Annotated in this window: 16 protein-coding genes and 1 tRNA gene; 9 read left to right on the top strand and 8 right to left on the bottom strand. The window is 67.6% G+C overall.

Annotated features, from left to right (window positions below; genetic code table 11):
• The first annotated feature begins 63 nt into the window (after positions 1-63).
• Positions 64-375, top strand: a complete 312-nt coding sequence (locus tag N1027_RS13745) for a helix-turn-helix domain-containing protein (RefSeq protein ID WP_259508702.1) — start codon at positions 64-66, stop codon at positions 373-375.
• Between the two features lie 15 nt (positions 376-390).
• On the opposite strand, the gene N1027_RS13750 is transcribed toward N1027_RS13745, so the two are convergent.
• The 4 genes from N1027_RS13750 to N1027_RS13765 form a co-directional block, all read right to left on the bottom strand.
• On the bottom strand, positions 391-696 hold the full coding sequence (locus N1027_RS13750) for a hypothetical protein (protein WP_259508703.1): 306 nt from the start codon (positions 694-696) through the stop codon (positions 391-393).
• 75 nt (positions 697-771) lie between these two features.
• The gene (locus N1027_RS13755; RefSeq protein WP_259508704.1) at positions 772-1515 is read right to left on the bottom strand and encodes an ABC transporter ATP-binding protein; all 744 of its coding nucleotides are present in this window, start codon (positions 1513-1515) and stop codon (positions 772-774) included.
• Positions 1516-1517: 2 nt separating this feature from the next.
• Positions 1518-2321: an ABC transporter permease gene (locus tag N1027_RS13760; RefSeq protein WP_259508705.1), complete on the bottom strand. Its 804-nt coding sequence runs from the start codon at positions 2319-2321 to the stop codon at positions 1518-1520.
• 41 nt (positions 2322-2362) lie between these two features.
• The gene (locus tag N1027_RS13765) at positions 2363-3055 is read right to left on the bottom strand and encodes a phosphocholine cytidylyltransferase family protein (protein ID WP_259508706.1); all 693 of its coding nucleotides are present in this window, start codon (positions 3053-3055) and stop codon (positions 2363-2365) included.
• Between the two features lie 320 nt (positions 3056-3375).
• Here N1027_RS13765 and N1027_RS20155 point away from each other — a divergent pair, with 320 nt between their 5' ends.
• From N1027_RS20155 to N1027_RS13780, 3 genes are read left to right on the top strand one after another with little or no spacing between them, the layout of a single operon-like run.
• Positions 3376-4707, top strand: coding sequence for an ABC transporter ATP-binding protein (locus N1027_RS20155; protein WP_259508707.1), 1332 nt, complete (start codon positions 3376-3378; stop codon positions 4705-4707).
• Positions 4683-6254 (top strand): hypothetical protein, encoded by a 1572-nt coding sequence (locus tag N1027_RS13775; protein ID WP_259508708.1) that lies wholly within the window; start codon positions 4683-4685, stop codon positions 6252-6254. The genes N1027_RS20155 and N1027_RS13775 overlap by 25 nt, the downstream gene beginning before the upstream one ends.
• 26 nt (positions 6255-6280) lie before the next feature.
• Positions 6281-6574, top strand: coding sequence for a DUF3039 domain-containing protein (locus tag N1027_RS13780; RefSeq protein ID WP_259508709.1), 294 nt, complete (start codon positions 6281-6283; stop codon positions 6572-6574).
• Here N1027_RS13780 and N1027_RS13785 read toward each other — a convergent pair.
• A complete protein-coding gene (locus tag N1027_RS13785) occupies positions 6561-7883 on the bottom strand; it encodes a nicotinate phosphoribosyltransferase (protein WP_259508710.1) in 1323 nt (440 codons plus the stop codon). The two genes, N1027_RS13780 and N1027_RS13785, sit on opposite strands and share 14 nt — an antisense overlap.
• Positions 7884-7927: 44 nt before the next feature.
• Between N1027_RS13785 and murI the strand changes: the two genes are divergently transcribed.
• From murI to N1027_RS13805, 4 genes are read left to right on the top strand one after another with little or no spacing between them, the layout of a single operon-like run.
• Positions 7928-8764 (top strand): glutamate racemase, encoded by an 837-nt coding sequence (murI, locus tag N1027_RS13790; protein ID WP_259508711.1) that lies wholly within the window; start codon positions 7928-7930, stop codon positions 8762-8764.
• Positions 8761-9519, top strand: coding sequence for a ribonuclease PH (gene rph, locus N1027_RS13795; RefSeq protein WP_259508712.1), 759 nt, complete (start codon positions 8761-8763; stop codon positions 9517-9519). The genes murI and rph overlap by 4 nt, the downstream gene beginning before the upstream one ends.
• 14 nt (positions 9520-9533) lie before the next feature.
• Positions 9534-10130, top strand: a complete 597-nt coding sequence (gene rdgB, locus N1027_RS13800; protein ID WP_259508713.1) for an RdgB/HAM1 family non-canonical purine NTP pyrophosphatase — start codon at positions 9534-9536, stop codon at positions 10128-10130.
• 47 nt (positions 10131-10177) lie between these two features.
• The gene (locus tag N1027_RS13805; RefSeq protein WP_259508714.1) at positions 10178-11236 is read left to right on the top strand and encodes a cation diffusion facilitator family transporter; all 1059 of its coding nucleotides are present in this window, start codon (positions 10178-10180) and stop codon (positions 11234-11236) included.
• A 9-nt stretch (positions 11237-11245) separates the two neighbouring features.
• Here N1027_RS13805 and N1027_RS13810 read toward each other — a convergent pair whose 3' ends face one another.
• The 3 genes from N1027_RS13810 to N1027_RS13820 form a co-directional block, all read right to left on the bottom strand.
• The gene (locus N1027_RS13810) at positions 11246-12004 is read right to left on the bottom strand and encodes a DedA family protein (protein ID WP_259508715.1); all 759 of its coding nucleotides are present in this window, start codon (positions 12002-12004) and stop codon (positions 11246-11248) included.
• A gap of 73 nt (positions 12005-12077) precedes the next feature.
• Positions 12078-12159 (bottom strand) — tRNA-Leu (locus N1027_RS13815).
• 53 nt (positions 12160-12212) lie between these two features.
• Positions 12213-13478: an MFS transporter gene (locus N1027_RS13820; RefSeq protein ID WP_259508716.1), complete on the bottom strand. Its 1266-nt coding sequence runs from the start codon at positions 13476-13478 to the stop codon at positions 12213-12215.
• A 75-nt stretch (positions 13479-13553) separates the two neighbouring features.
• Here N1027_RS13820 and prfB point away from each other — a divergent pair, with 75 nt between their 5' ends.
• The gene (gene prfB, locus N1027_RS13825; RefSeq protein WP_259508717.1) at positions 13554-14660 is read left to right on the top strand and encodes a peptide chain release factor 2; all 1107 of its coding nucleotides are present in this window, start codon (positions 13554-13556) and stop codon (positions 14658-14660) included.
• Positions 14661-14712: the final 52 nt, after the last annotated feature.

Genomic DNA, 14712 nt, shown 5'->3' on the forward strand with positions numbered 1-14712 from the left:
ACTGTGAAAGCGAGCGGTGCACATGCTCTGGTTGCGCGAGCATGGGGCCGGTAGGCATGAGGTGTGAGTTCCGTCCATTCCGATGCCGCGCGTGTGCTCGGTGCCCGCATCCGAGACGAGCGTCACCGCTTCGCGATCAACCAGATGGAGCTCGCCGAGCTCGCCGGTCTGCATTTCACGAACCTCGGCAAGATCGAACGCGGTCAGGCGAACCCGTCGCTCCACACCATCCTCAGGATCGCGGGCGCGTTGAACGTCAACCCCGCGGTGCTGCTCGACGGACTGTCGGCCGACATGCTGCCCGACCGGCCGCACAAGGTCACGGTGGCCGATCTGATCCGAGCCCGCGAGGCCGGCGAGAAGCCGACGCCGTAGCCCGGCCGACCGGCATCAGAAGCTCACCCGCCAGAGATACTCATCTCCGTTCGGGCGGAACCAACGGATGATCAGCACCGCCGACTGGGGCAACGACTCGCCCCGGATGCGCAGCAGCACCTCCTGCCCCGGGGCGAGGAGAAGTGGTGCGGTCGCGCGCATCAGCCCCGAGCCCAGCAGGCTGAACGACAGGCCCCGAATGGGCTCGTCGCTGATGTTGCTGAGTCGATAGCTCCGGGGTGCATCGCGTCGATCGAGGCGGAGCGGTACGGGGTAGGCGACGGAATCGGTTTCGTGATGAGTGATGTAACTGCTTGCCATGCCCAGAGCCAAACCCCCACCACCGACAATGGAGCCCTTCAGAGGCCCCTCGGCGACCAACTGTGGATAACTTCGTCAGGAAGGGTCGGCTGTGTCGGAGGAGTAGCGGGCCAGGGCCTCGTCGATCGGGCCGTCGAAAACCAGCCGCCCTTTGTCGAGATAGAGCCCCCGGGTGCAGAAGCGGCGCAGGTCGCGCTCGTTGTGCGACACGAAGAAGAGGGTACGCCCGCCCTCCAGCAGTTCCTCGATGCGTCGGTAGCACTTCTCGCGAAAACCCTTGTCACCCACGGCGAGCACCTCGTCGACCAGGATGATCGGCTCCTCCAACTGGGCGATGACCGAGAACGCGATCCGCACGCGCATCCCGCTCGACAGGTGCTTGTAGGGGGTGTCGAGGAAGTCGCCGATCTCGGCGAAGGCGATGATGTCGTCGAATCGGGCATCCACTTCGCGGCGGGTCATGCCGTGCAGCCCCGCCGTGAGGTAGACGTTGTCGCGCACCGAGAGGTCTTCGACGAATCCGCCCGTGATCTCGATCAGCGGAGCGACGCCCTCGTTCACCCGCACGTGCCCCTCGTCGGGCAGCACCACCTCGGCGACGAGCTTCAGCAGCGTGGACTTGCCCTGCCCGTTGCGTCCGATGACGCCGATCGCCTCGCCCTGCCGCACCGTGAAGCTCACGTCGCGCAACGCCCAGAATTCGCCCGGCCGGGAGCGGCGGGTGCTGCCGGCGAAGAGGTCTTTGAAGCTCCGGCGGGCGCGCTTGTTGCGCTTGAACCGGATGCCGACGCGGTCGACCGAGATGACGTCGCCCTGCACGCTCAGATCTCCTTCAACACGCTGCGCTCGGACTTCTGGAACACCAGGATGCCGATGGCCAGCAGCACGAGGGCCATGCCGGCCCCGACGCCGACCTGATACCAGTCCAGCTGATCGGAGAAGAACCCGGCCCGATAGAGAGAGAACACCCCGCTCAGCGGGTTGAAGGCGGCCCAGGGCTGCAGCCCCTCCGGCAGGTCGTGGGTGCCGTAGATGATCGGCGACGCGTAGAAGAGAAAGCGGAGGGCCAGCTTCACGGCCCGCTCGAGGTCGCGGAAGAACACCACGAGAGGGGCGACGATGAGCGCGACACCGACGGTGAGCACCGCCTGCAGCACGATGCCGAGCGGGAAGAGAAGGATGTCCCAGTTCACGGTGGCGCCGGCGAACACGGCGAACAGCACGAGCACCGGGATGCTGGCCAAGAACTCGATGCCCTTCGACAGCACCAGCCGGTTCACCCAGATGGTGCGGGGGATCTTGGTCGAACGGATCAGCTTGGCTTCCCTCAGGAAGGCGCGCGTCGAATCCGACACGGTGCCGTTGAACCACATCCACGGCAGCAGCGCCGACAGCAGGAACACGATGTAGGGCTCGGTGCCGACCGGGCGGTGGAACACCTGCGTGAAGACGAACCAGTAGATGCCGGCCATCACGAGCGGGTCGAGGATCGACCAGACGTAGCCGAGCGCCGATGTCGAGTACCGCACGCGCAGGTCGCGACGGGTCAGCAGCCACAACGAATGACGGTACCGCGACCACCCGCCGCTCTTGCGAGACAGCGGCGCCAGTGTCGCTGCGCTCACGTGCCGGGGCCCTTCCGTTGTCGGTAGGCCCCTACTCTATTTCAGACGAACAGGTTTGCTCGTTCCAGGTCTTCCTGGAAGTCGACCTCGACGGCGTACAGGTCGGAGATGTCGACCGGCTCGATCAAGACTCGGTCTTTCTCGATGGCGAGCTCGAGGCCGCGCTCGAAGTAGTCCTGGTCGTTCACCTTCTGCAGGTGACGGATGAACGAGGCCTTGTCGCGTGCCGAGATGTAGTTGATGCCCACGGCTTCGCCGAGTCCGCCGACCACCGTCTTCGAGAGCTCGTCGATGTAGCCCTCGGCCGTCGTCGTGTACTTGACCTCTTCATCCGACACCTTCGCGGTGTTGACCATCACGAAGGACTGGTCGCGCGCGATCATCGGCACGGCCCGGTCGAGAACGCTCGGGTCGAAGACGACGTCGCCGTTCATCCAGAGCACGCCGCCCGACGTCGAGGCCTGGAGCGCACGCAGCAGGCTCTTCGAGGTGTTCGTCTGGTCGTACTCCTCGTTGTAGACGAAGGATGCTTCGGGGAACGCCTCGATGATGTGCTCGAGCTTGTAGCCCACCACGATGGTGACCTTCGCGTTGGAGTCGAAGGCGTGCCGGATGTTGTCGAACTGCTGGCCCATGATGGTGCGGCCGTCGCTGAGTTCGGTGAGCGGCTTCGGAAGGGAGCGGCCGAGCCTGCTCCCCATTCCTGCGGCAAGTATGACGACCTGAGTGGTCACGTTTGTCTCCTCTGGTTGGCGGTCATTGCTGACCATGAAGTGCTGGGAGAGGACGGACATGAAGCAATATCGCTACCGAGCAACACCGCAGAGTTCAGGCCCGATTAACCTCTCGGAATCGATCCAGACACCTCGTCATGCCTCAGAACAGTGTACTGTGCCCCCATTTCGGGGCAAGGGCAGGTCTGTGTATCGTTTCTGTTTCGTGATGCGGCCCCCGGGCCCAAGAGATGTCAGACTGAGGGCTTCGCGACTGAGTCCTTCACGCAAGGACGACGAAGCCCGATGCAGGGCAGTAGAGGGATTGATAGGTTAGTGCGGTGAGCTCAGAGTCAGACACTCCAGATGCCGGGGGAGCACGGTCTGGCGGCCCACGCGCCCCTCGTCGCGCACCCGCGAAGGCGGCCGGCACGGCGTCGGCGAGCACGGGTCGTGCTCCGGTGAAGCGCACCGCCGCGAAGAAACCCTCCACCCCGGTGAAGCCGACGACCCCGGCGAAGCCCACCACGGCGCGCCGCCCCTCCACGGCTGCCAAGCCCGTTCCGGCCGATGGCCCTGAGGTCGCCGCCGCGGCGACCTCCGCTCCCGCACCGGCCCGCAAGAAGCCCGCCGCGCCGCGGAAACCGGTGCAGCGCAAGACCGCGGCCACGACGGCAGCCGCAGCGCCCGAATCCGACGTCGTCGAAGCGCCGCCGACGACCGCCCCCGGCGACGAGAGCGTCGTCATCCCTGCCATCCCGGCACCGGTGTCCGCGTCCGCCCCCGACATCGCCTCCGCCCCCGACACCGTTCCGGCTCCCGCCGCCCGCACGCCGCGCGTTCCGCGCACGCCCCGCAAGCCGCGCACCGCCGTGTCGACCCCGCCACTCGTCGTGCGCGACATCGACCCGAACAACATCGTGCTCTCGATCTCGGGCCTCATGAAGAAGTTCGGCAGCACCACCGCCGTGGCCGGCATCGACATCGACGTGCCGCAGGGCTCCTTCTACGGCATCGTCGGCCCCAACGGTGCAGGCAAGACGACCACGCTCTCGATGGTCACCGGGCTCCTGCGGCCCGACGGCGGAACCATCACGGTGCTCGAGCAAGACGTCTGGCGCGACCCGGCGTCGGCCAAACGTCTGATCGGCGTGCTGCCCGACCGGCTGCGGCTCTTCGACCGCCTCACCGGCCGTCAGCTCCTCTACTATTCGGGCACGCTCCGCGGGCTCGACTCGGCGACGGTCGCCCAGCGCAGCGACGATCTCGCCGTCGCTTTCGGCCTGGAGGACGCCCTCGGCCGCCTGGTCTCCGACTACTCCGCGGGCATGACCAAGAAGATCGCGCTCGCCTGCTCGATGATCCACTCGCCGCGCATCCTGGTGCTCGACGAACCGTTCGAATCGGTCGACCCGGTGTCGGCCGCGAACGTTGTCGAGATCCTCCAGAAGTACGTCTCGGGCGGTGGCACCGTGGTGCTCTCCAGCCACAGCATGGACATGATCCAACGCGTCTGCGACCGTGTCGCCATCATCGTCGAAGGCCAGGTGCTCGCGAAGGGCACGGTCGACGAGGTGCGCGACGGCGGCACCCTCGAACAACGATTCGTCGAACTCGCGGGCGGCCGCAAGAGCGCAGAAGGCATGGAATGGTTGCTGAGTTCCTCCGACTGAGGCTGCGCCTCCTCGCCAACAACGTCAAGCGGCCGACGCCACAGCTGGTCGGGGTGATCATCGGAACGGCGTACGCCGTGATCATGGGCATCGCCCTCATCGCCGTGCTCTTCTCGCTGCGCACGGGCGAGCCCGAACTCACCCGCAACATCGTCGTGATCGGCGGTTCGGTGGTGGTGGCCGGGTTCTTCCTGCTGCCCTTGTTCTTCAGCACCCGCGACCCGATGGATCCGCGGTCGTTCTCGCTCTACGGGGTGAGTGACGGTTCGGTCGCGTTCGGGCTCTTCGTCGCCGCCTTCCTCAGCGTGCCGTCGGTGATCGTCACCCTGGTGAGCCTCGCCACCATCGCCACCTGGTCGCAATCGCCGGGCTCGGTCGTTCTCGCCGTGGTCTCGGCCGTCGTCGGCGCGCTCACCTGTGTGCTCGGCGCGCGGCTCGCCACCTCGATCTCGGCCTTCGTGTTCGTCACCCGCCGGGCGCGGGAGATCGGCGTGACCGTCGGCGTGCTCGCGATCATCCTCATCGTGCCGGGCATCCTGCTGCTGATGCTCACCGGCTGGGGCAACGACGGCGGCGGCTTCTTCTCCGCGCTCGAGAACGTTCTGGGCTGGACGCCACTCGGCGCCGTGTGGGCCATCCCGGCCGACGCGGCGAACGGCCAGTGGGTCTTCTCGGTGCTGAAGCTGCTGATCGCCCTGGCGACCCTTGCGCTCCTCTGGCTCGGCTGGAAGGGCCTCGTGGCCCTGATGATCGTGACCCCGGGCCACCAGAACGAGACCCGCGAGCACGCCGGTCTCGGCTGGTTCGGCCGCACCCCCACGACGCGTACGGGCGCCATCGCCGCCCGCTCGCTCACCTACTGGGGCCGTGACGCGCGCTATTACGCGCAGCTCGTGATCGTGCCCGTGGTGCCGATCATCGCCGTCGTCGTGTTCGTCTTCGTCGGCATCCCGATCGAATACACGGCTCTGCTACCCATCCCGTTGATGTGCGTCTTCCTCGGTTGGGTGGTGCACAACGACGTCGCGTTCGACCACACGGCCATCTGGCTGCACGTCGTCGCCGGGCGCGTCGGCGTCGCCGACCGCATCGGGCGGATGATCCCGGTCGTGCTCATCGCCATCCCCCTGATCGGCATCGGTTCGTTCCTCAGCGTCGTCTTCGCCGGCAACCCGGATGCGCTTCCCGCGGTGCTCGGCACCAGCACCTGTCTGGTGCTCACCGGCCTCGGTCTCGGCAGCATCTTCTCGGCGCGCTTCCCCTATCCGGCCAGCCGCCCCGGCGACAGCGCCTTCACGCAGCCGCAGTCGACCGGAGCCACCTCGGTGCTGGCCCAGGGATTCTCTCTCGGGGGCACCCTGATCCTGTCGACGCCCGCCGTCGTCTACGGCGTGCTGGGCGTGTTCGTCGACCCCGAGTACTTCTGGGTGTCGCTCTGGACGGGTCTCGGCATCGGCGTCGTTGTGGTCGTGATCGGCGTCGCGTGGGGCGCACGCATCTTCACCCGCCGTGGGCCCGAGATCCTGGCTGCCGCACAGCGCAACTGATGCTGGAGCGATCTACAATCGTCTTCATGGTCAATCCCGTTTTCGACAGCATCTCCGAGCCCGGGGACATCCCATCCGGGGGTGGCACGGCAACGCTCGATCGTGAGCTCCAGGAGCTGATCGAGGCAGAACAACTCGATCCTGGAGACCACGAGCGCTTCTCGCACTACGTGAAGAAGGAGAAGATCCTCGAGTCCGCGCTCACCGGCAAGCCGGTGAAGGCGTTGTGCGGTAAGAAATGGACCCCGGGTCGCGATCCGGAGAAGTTCCCGATCTGCCCCACCTGCAAAGAGATCTACGAGAAGCTCATCGACGAGTAGTCGGCGCGTCGACGTACACGGTCGGCAACGCCGGGTCGCCGGCCGCGAGGCGGAACGCCTCGGCCGGCAGTTCGCGGAGCGCCGTGGCCCGGCGCTCCCGTGCCGCTTCGACGCCCTGCCCGCCCGTGTAGGCCGGGTCGGCGACGCCGTCGGTCATGAGCGCTGAGTGCAGCGTGCGTCCTCGCACGATCGCGGGCGCCGTGGCTCCGACGTAGATGGTCTCCGAGGAGGCGGTTCCGGATGCGTCGAGCAGCCGAACCGGATGCTTGCGGCCCCCGTGGGTCGCCTTCTCCGGCGACTTCTTGGCCACCGAGATCCACTCGCCCTGCGAATCCTGTCGGGCCACGAGCTTGTAGACCATGCCGGCAGCGGGGGAGCCGGAGCCGGTGACCACGGAGGTGCCGACACCGAAGGAGTCGACCGGCGTCGCGGCGAGGGCGGCGATCGTGTACTCGTCGAGGTCGTTGGTGACGGTGATCTTGGTGTCGCGGTTGCCGAGTTCGTCGAGTTGAGCGCGCACGGTGGAGACCAGGGTGAGAAGGTCGCCCGAGTCGAGCCGCACGGCCCCGAGTTCGGGCCCGGCCACGCGCACGGCCGTGCGCACCCCTTCGGCCACGTCGTAGGTGTCGACGAGAAGCGTCGTTCCCGCGCCGAGAGCGGCGACCTGCGCGCGGAAGGCCTCCTCTTCGGTGTCGTGCAGCATCGTGAAGGCGTGTGCCGCGGTTCCCATCGTCGGCACGCCCCAGGTGCGTCCGGCCTCGAGATTCGAGGTCGCCGCGAAGCCCGCGATGTAGGCGGCGCGGGCGGCGGCGACGGCCGAGCGCTCGCCCGTGCGCCGCGACCCCATCTCGGCGAGCGGACGGCCGCGGGCGGCGGACACCATGCGCGACGCGGCACCGGCCACCGAGGAGTCGTAGTTCAGCACGCTGAGGATGAGGGTCTCGAGCAGCACGCCCTCGGCGAAGCTGGCCTCGACGACGAGGATCGGCGAGTTGGGGAAGTAGATCTCACCCTCGCGGTAGCCGGTGATCGTTCCGGAGAACCGGTAGTTCGCGAGCCACTCGAGAGTGGGGGTGCTGACGACCCGCTGCTCCCTCAGGAACTCGAGTTCGGCATCCTGGAACCGGAAATCACCGATGAGTTCGAGCAGGCGTCCCGTGCCGGCGACCACGCCGTAGCGGCGGCCGGCCGGGAGCGAGCGGCCGAAGGCCTCGAAGACGCTGCGCCGGTCGTGGGTTCCGGCGCGGATGGCCGCGTCGACCATCGTGAGTTCGTAGCGGTCGGTGAGCAGGGCGGTCGACGAGGTCACCCTTCCGAGCTTAGGCCGTGGCACTCGGGCTAGGCTGTCCTATCGTGAGTGATGCCCCCATTGGAATCTTCGACTCCGGCGTGGGAGGTCTGACGGTCGCCCGGTCGGTGCGCGACCAGCTGCCGCACGAATCCATTCTCTACGTCGGCGACACCGCCCACTCGCCCTACGGGCCGCGCCCGCTGGCCGAGGTGCGCCGCTTCGCGCTCGAGGTGCTCGACGACCTGGTGGCGCAAGACGTGAAGATGCTCGTCATCGCCTGTAACACGGCGTCGGCGGCGATGTTGCGGGATGCCCGTGAGCGCTACAGCGTGCCCGTGATCGAGGTCATCCAGCCGGCCGTGCGCACCGCGGTGTCGGTGACGCGCAACAACAAGGTCGGCGTGATCGGCACCACCGCCACCATCACCTCGCGCGCTTATGACGACGCCTTCGCGGCCGCACCGCACCTCGAGCTTTTCAGCCAGGCCTGCCCCGAATTTGTGGAGCACGTCGAAGCCGGCGACACCACGAGCCGCGAGCTCGTGGCCCTCGCCGAGAAGTACTTGACACCGCTGGTGGAGCAGGGGATCGACACCCTCGTTCTCGGCTGCACGCACTACCCCTTCCTGAAGGGTGCGATCTCCTACGTGGTGGGCGAGGACGTGCGGTTGGTGTCGAGCGACACCGAGACCGCGAACGACGTCTACCGCACCCTGGTGCGGGCCGGCATCGAGCGCACCTCGCCCGGCCGGGCGGTCTACCGTTACGAGGCGACCGGGGGCAGCGCCGAGGAGTTCATCCGCTTGTCCGAGCTGTTCCTCGGGCCCGAAGTCTCGTCGGTCGAGCTGGTGGCGACCGGCACCATTCCCATCACCGATTCCACAAGGAGCCATTCGTGACCGACATCATCCGCAAAGACGGCCGAACCCCCGACCAGCTCCGCCCCGTCACCATCGAGCGTGGATGGAGCGACCAGGCCGAGGGGTCGGCGCTGATCTCCTTCGGCAAGACGAAGGTGCTCTGCACCGCCTCGTTCACCAACGGCGTTCCGCGCTGGAAGTCAGGATCGGGCAAGGGCTGGGTGACCGCCGAGTACGCGATGCTTCCGCGCTCCACGAACGACCGGATGGACCGCGAGTCGGTGAAGGGCCGCATCGGTGGCCGCACGCACGAGATCTCCCGCTTGATCGGCCGCTCGCTCCGGGCCGTGGTCGACATGAAGGCGCTGGGCGAGAACACCATCGTGATCGACTGCGACGTGCTGCAGGCCGACGGCGGCACCCGCACGGCCGCCATCACGGGCGCGTACGTCGCCCTCGCCGACGCGATCGAGTGGGCGCGTGAGAAGAAGTTCATCGGCCAGCGGTCACAGCCGCTGCTCGACACGGTCTCGGCGGTCTCGGTGGGCATCATCGACGGCGATCCGATGCTCGACCTGGCCTACGTCGAAGACGTGCGGGCCGAGACCGACATGAACGTCGTCGTCACCGGACGCGGGCTCTTCGTCGAGGTGCAGGGCACCGCAGAGGGCGCGCCATTCGACCGCACCGAGCTGAACGCGCTGCTCGACCTGGCGCTCGTCGGCACGACGGAGCTGGCCGTGCTGCAGAACGCGGTGCTGGCCGCCGGCGCCGTCGCAGGCCAGGGCGAGTAGCGGAGGGCATCCGGATGCGCGTCGTGCTCGCCACCCACAACGCCCACAAGGTGCAGGAGTTCCAGGGCATCCTCGGGTCGGCACTGCCGGAGCTCGAGATCGTGGCCTACGACGGCCCGGAGCCCGTCGAAGACGGCACGACCTTCGCCGAGAACGCCCTGATCAAGGCGCGGGCAGCGGCCGCCCACACCGGACTTCCGGCCATGGCCGACGACTCGGGCATCTGCGTCGACGTGCTGGGCGGCGCCCCCGGCATCTTCTCGGCCCTCTGGGCGGGCCACGGGCGCGGGTCTTCGGCCAACCTCGACCTGCTGCTCGACCAGCTCGCCGACATCGCCCCCAGACATCGTGCGGCTCACTTCGACTGCCACATCGCGATCGTGGTGCCGGCGACTGGATTCGAACAGGTCGTCTCCGGCCGCTGGCCCGGGCGGCTCGCCACGACAGCGCACGGCGGGGGCGGCTTCGGTTACGATCCGATCTTCGTTCCTGAGGGCCTCGACGTCACGGCCGCGGAGTTGCGCGCCGAGGAGAAGAACGCGATCAGTCATCGGGCACGGGCGTTCGAAGCCGCCATCCCGGTACTGAGAACGAGCCTCATTCCCGAGTAGCCGCGGCAGTGGCATCCGGCTCTCCCGGGCGGCTACCGTTGATGGTGATGACGAACGATTCCGGCGCGCACGAGCACGCGCACGAGCACGGAGGCGCCTCCGGCTGCGGGCCGGGCTCGGCGCACGCCGAGGCGGCAGCGCGCGACGAGGCGGCCCGCGCGGCCGCCGACGGATCGGGGCGCACCTCGGGTGCAGGAGGCCACGGCCACAGCCACGGCTCCGGTGCGAACCGCTCTCGTCTCACCATCGCCATCGCCATCGTCGCCACCGTCTTCGTGGTGGAGGTGTTCGGCGCCGTCTTCACCGGCTCGCTGTCACTCTTCGCCGACGCCGGCCACATGCTCTCCGACCTGATCGGCCTGATCATCGCGCTGATCGCCACCATCGTGGCCGCCCGGCCCGCCAACGACCGGCACAGTTACGGCTACCAGCGGGCCGAGGTCTTCGGTGCTCTCGCCAACAGCCTCATCCTCATCGTCGTGGCCGTGTTCGTCACCTTCGAGGCCGTCACCCGCCTGATCTCCTCCGAACCGGGGGAGGTGCGGGGCGGCCTCATGCTGATCATCGCGTGCATCGGCCTGGTGGCGAACTTCGCCTCGCTGATGATCCTGCGCGGGGGCGCCAAGTCGTCGATCAACATGCGCGGCGCCTATCTGGAGGTGCTGGGCGACCTGCTCGGGTCGATCGCCGTCATCCTGGCCGCCGTCGTCATCCTCACCACCGGATTCGAGAAGGCCGATGCGATCGCGTCGCTCCTGATCGCCGCCATGATCGTGCCGCGTGCCATCTCGCTCCTCCGCGACGTGGTCTCGGTGCTGAGCCAGTCGACGCCCTCGGCGATGGACGTGCAGGAGATCCGCACGCACATCCTCGAGGAGCCGGGCGTGGTCGACGTGCACGACGTGCACGTCTGGGCCATCACCTCAGGTCAATACGTGTTCTCGGCGCACGTGGTGGTGGCGCGGGAGGTCTTCGAGCGGGGCGAGACCGGACCGCTGCTCGACTCGCTCGGCTCGTGTCTCACCGCGCACTTCGACGTCGAGCACTCGACCTTCCAGCTCGAGCCGGCCGAGCACGCGCGGCACGAAGACCAACAGCACCTCTAGGCGAAGGCCTCAGGGGCGGTTGTCGACATCGTTGCCGAACACCTCGGGCTCGAGGGTGAGCTTCTCGGCGGCGGCCTTGATCTCCATCTCCTCGGCCAATCCGGCGGCGGCGTTCTTCTTGGCCTTGCTCCGCTCGCGGAGGTAATGGATCGTCGTGGGCACCACGGTGAGCACCACGACCCCGATCAGCACGATGTCGAGGTACTTCTCCGTGAACTCGCGCACCGGCTCGATCTGGCCGAGCGCGAAGCCGAGCAGCACGATGCCCGAACCCCAGATGAGGGCGCCGATGGCGTTGTAGAGCGAATAGCGGCGGTAGTTCATGTGGCCGACACCGGCGGCGATCGGGGCGAAGGTGCGCACGATCGGCACGAAGCGGGCCATGATGACGGCCAGGGCGCCGAATCGTTCGAAGAAGGCGTTCGTACGCTCGACGTTGCGCACACTGAACAGGCCCGACTCCTTGCGTTCGAACACCCGGGGGCCGAGCTTGTGCCCGATCAGATAGCCGACCTCACCACCGAGGAACGCGGCCAGCGAGATGGCCAGACACACCCACCAGATATCGATGCCGAACTTGCCGCCCACGGCGAGCACTCCCGTGAAGAAGAGCAGCGTGTCGCCCGGAAGCAGGAATCCCACGAGGAGACCGGTCTCTGCGAACACGATGGCGCACACCACGAGCAGGGCCACGGGGCCGAAGACTCCGCCCAGGAGGGTGTTCGGGTCGAGCCAGGGGATGAGGGCGTTGGGTACGGCGGCGATCACAGGGGGTTCTCCAGTCGTCGGGGTGGTCCGTCCACCCGGCGGGCCCAGACATCAGGCACGGGCACATCGAGAGTACGGGAGAAGGGACTTGAACCCTCACGCTCGAAAGCACAGGAACCTAAATCCTGCGTGTCTGCCAATTCCACCACTCCCGCAAAGCTAATTCCAGTGTAGGGGGTGCGTATTGAGCATCCTTGGAGTATGCCGTTCAGCGCGCCGCGCGCGGGATGTGCGGGAGATACCGTGGCACGTTCCGAATCAGGATGCCTGCGCCCACCAGACCGATCACCCCGACGAGCCCGGTCGCCAGCGAGAGCGAAGCCACCGCCACGATGGCCGACACCGCGAGGGGCGCGGCGGCGGCCCCAGCGTCGGCCGTGAAGCGGAAGGCGCCGAGGAACGGAGCCGGGTTCTCCCGCGGCGCGAGGTCGGCGCTCAACGTCATGATGATGCCGCTGCCGACGCCGTTGGCGACGCCCATCACGATGGCCACCACGACGAACCACTGCACCGCACCGGGCAGGTCGTGGGTGAACGACAGCGTGATCAGGGCGAGCCCCATCCCCACCATCGAGGGCACGACGCTCCACAGTCGCCCGAAACGGTCCATGATCTGCCCACTGGTGTAGAAGAGCGCGAAATCGGCAGCGGCGCCGATGCCCACGATGAGCGCGGTCGACGATTCCGAGAGGCCGATGCTCACTGCCCAGAGGGGCAGGATGGCCATCCGGCTGGCGCGAAGGGCGCCCACGACGCCGGCGCCGCTGCCCATGCGCAGCAACACCCCGCGGTTCTGCCAGATCGTGCTGAACAGGCCCACCGATTCGGCACGCACCTCGAGCTCCCCGGCATCCGGCTTCGCCCTGCCCCGCGTCTTCGTCGAGCCCGCCGCCGTCGCGGTCGGGTCGGGCATCACGATCAGCACCACGGCCACGATCACGGCGCAGCTGATGTGCAAGACGAACGCGGCCTGCACCGAGCCGGTGAGTGCGATCACGGCGGCCCCGAGGAACGGGCCGATGAACCAGCCCGCCCGGAACGAGCCGCCGAGGGTCGAGAGGGCGCGAGCCCGGATGCGCACGGGCACGAAGGTGGTCATGAACGCCTGGCGGGCGAGCGCGAACACGGCGGCCGAGAGGCCGAGGAAGAAGATGGCGACACCGAACAGCGCGGCGGTGGCGGCGAACATCGCGACCGTGACGGAGGCGATCGAGAGCACCGCGGCCGAGATCATCGAGACCCGCTCGCCGATCTTCGACACGAGCCAGCCGCTCGGGATGTCGCCGACCAGCTGCCCGACCACGATCATCGCAGCGATCAGGCCGGCACCCGCCAGCCCGGCTCCGAGCGACGAGGCGACGGCCGGGATGATCGGGATGATGGCGCCCTCGCCGATGCCGAACAGGAGGGAGGGAAGAAGGGCAGGGAGCGCGATCGACCGGAACCGGAAGTCGTCGGCCGCCTGCACACTCATTGCAACTACTTTACGCCTGCTAAGCAATACTCCCTCCCTGGGCTGGCAGCGCCCACTCGATAGACTGTCGGGACGATGTTAGACATTGACCTTTCAGAACAGATCGCCCAGCTCCGGAGCACCTTCAGCGACATCCGATCGGTCGTCGACGTCGACGCTCTACAGGCCGAGATCGCGCGCCTGAGCGAGGAGGCCGGCGTTCCCGATCTGTGGGACGATACCGACAAGGCGCAGAAGGTGACCAGCGCCCTCAGTCACCGCCAGGGCGAACTCGCGCGCATCGAGTCGATCGAGAGCCGCCTCGACGACCTCGAGGTGCTGATCGAACTGGCGAACTCGGAGAACGACGAGGAGTCGGCCGAGGAGGCCAAGGCCGAACTCGTCTCCCTGCAGAAGGTGCTCGGCGACCTCGAGGTGCAGACCCTGCTGAACGGCGAGTGGGATGCGCGGCCCGCCGTCGTGACCATCCGCTCCGGCGCAGGGGGAGTGGATGCCGCCGACTTCGCCGAGATGCTGATGCGCATGTATCTGCGCTGGGCCGAGAAGCACAACTACTCCACCACGGTGATGGACACGAGTTACGCCGAAGAGGCGGGCATCAAGTCGGCGACCTTCGAGATCGACGCGCCCTATGCCTTCGGAACCCTGTCGGTCGAGGCCGGAACGCACCGTCTGGTGCGGATGAGCCCCTTCGGTGCGGCGGGCAAGCGCCAGACCAGCTTCGCCGCCGTGGAGGTCATCCCGCTGATGGAGGAGGCCGGTGCGATCGAGATCCCGGAGAACGACATCCGCGTCGACGTCTTCCGGTCGAGCGGCCCAGGTGGCCAGTCGGTCAACACCACCGACTCCGCCGTACGCATCACGCACCTTCCCACCGGAACGGTGGTCTCGATGCAGAACGAGAAGAGCCAGATCCAGAACCGTGCCGCCGCCATGCGCGTGCTCGCCTCCCGGCTGCTCGTGCTGCAGCGCGAAGCCGAGGCGGCCCAGAAGAAAGAACTGGCCGGAACCATCACCGCGAGCTGGGGCGACCAGATGCGCAGCTACGTGCTCGCGCCCTACCAGATGGTGAAAGACCTGCGCACGGAGTACGAGGTCAACAACCCCTCGGCCGTGTTCGACGGCGACCTCGACGGGTTCATCGCTGCGGGCATCCGGTGGCGTAAGCGCAAGACCGAGTAGGTGCCGCGCGAACCCGTCGGCGGCCGTTTCTATGAATCGGCGTGTCCAGCGA

The sequence above is a fragment of the Herbiconiux aconitum genome (genome assembly GCF_024979235.1).
GTDB lineage: Bacteria > Actinomycetota > Actinomycetes > Actinomycetales > Microbacteriaceae > Herbiconiux > Herbiconiux aconitum.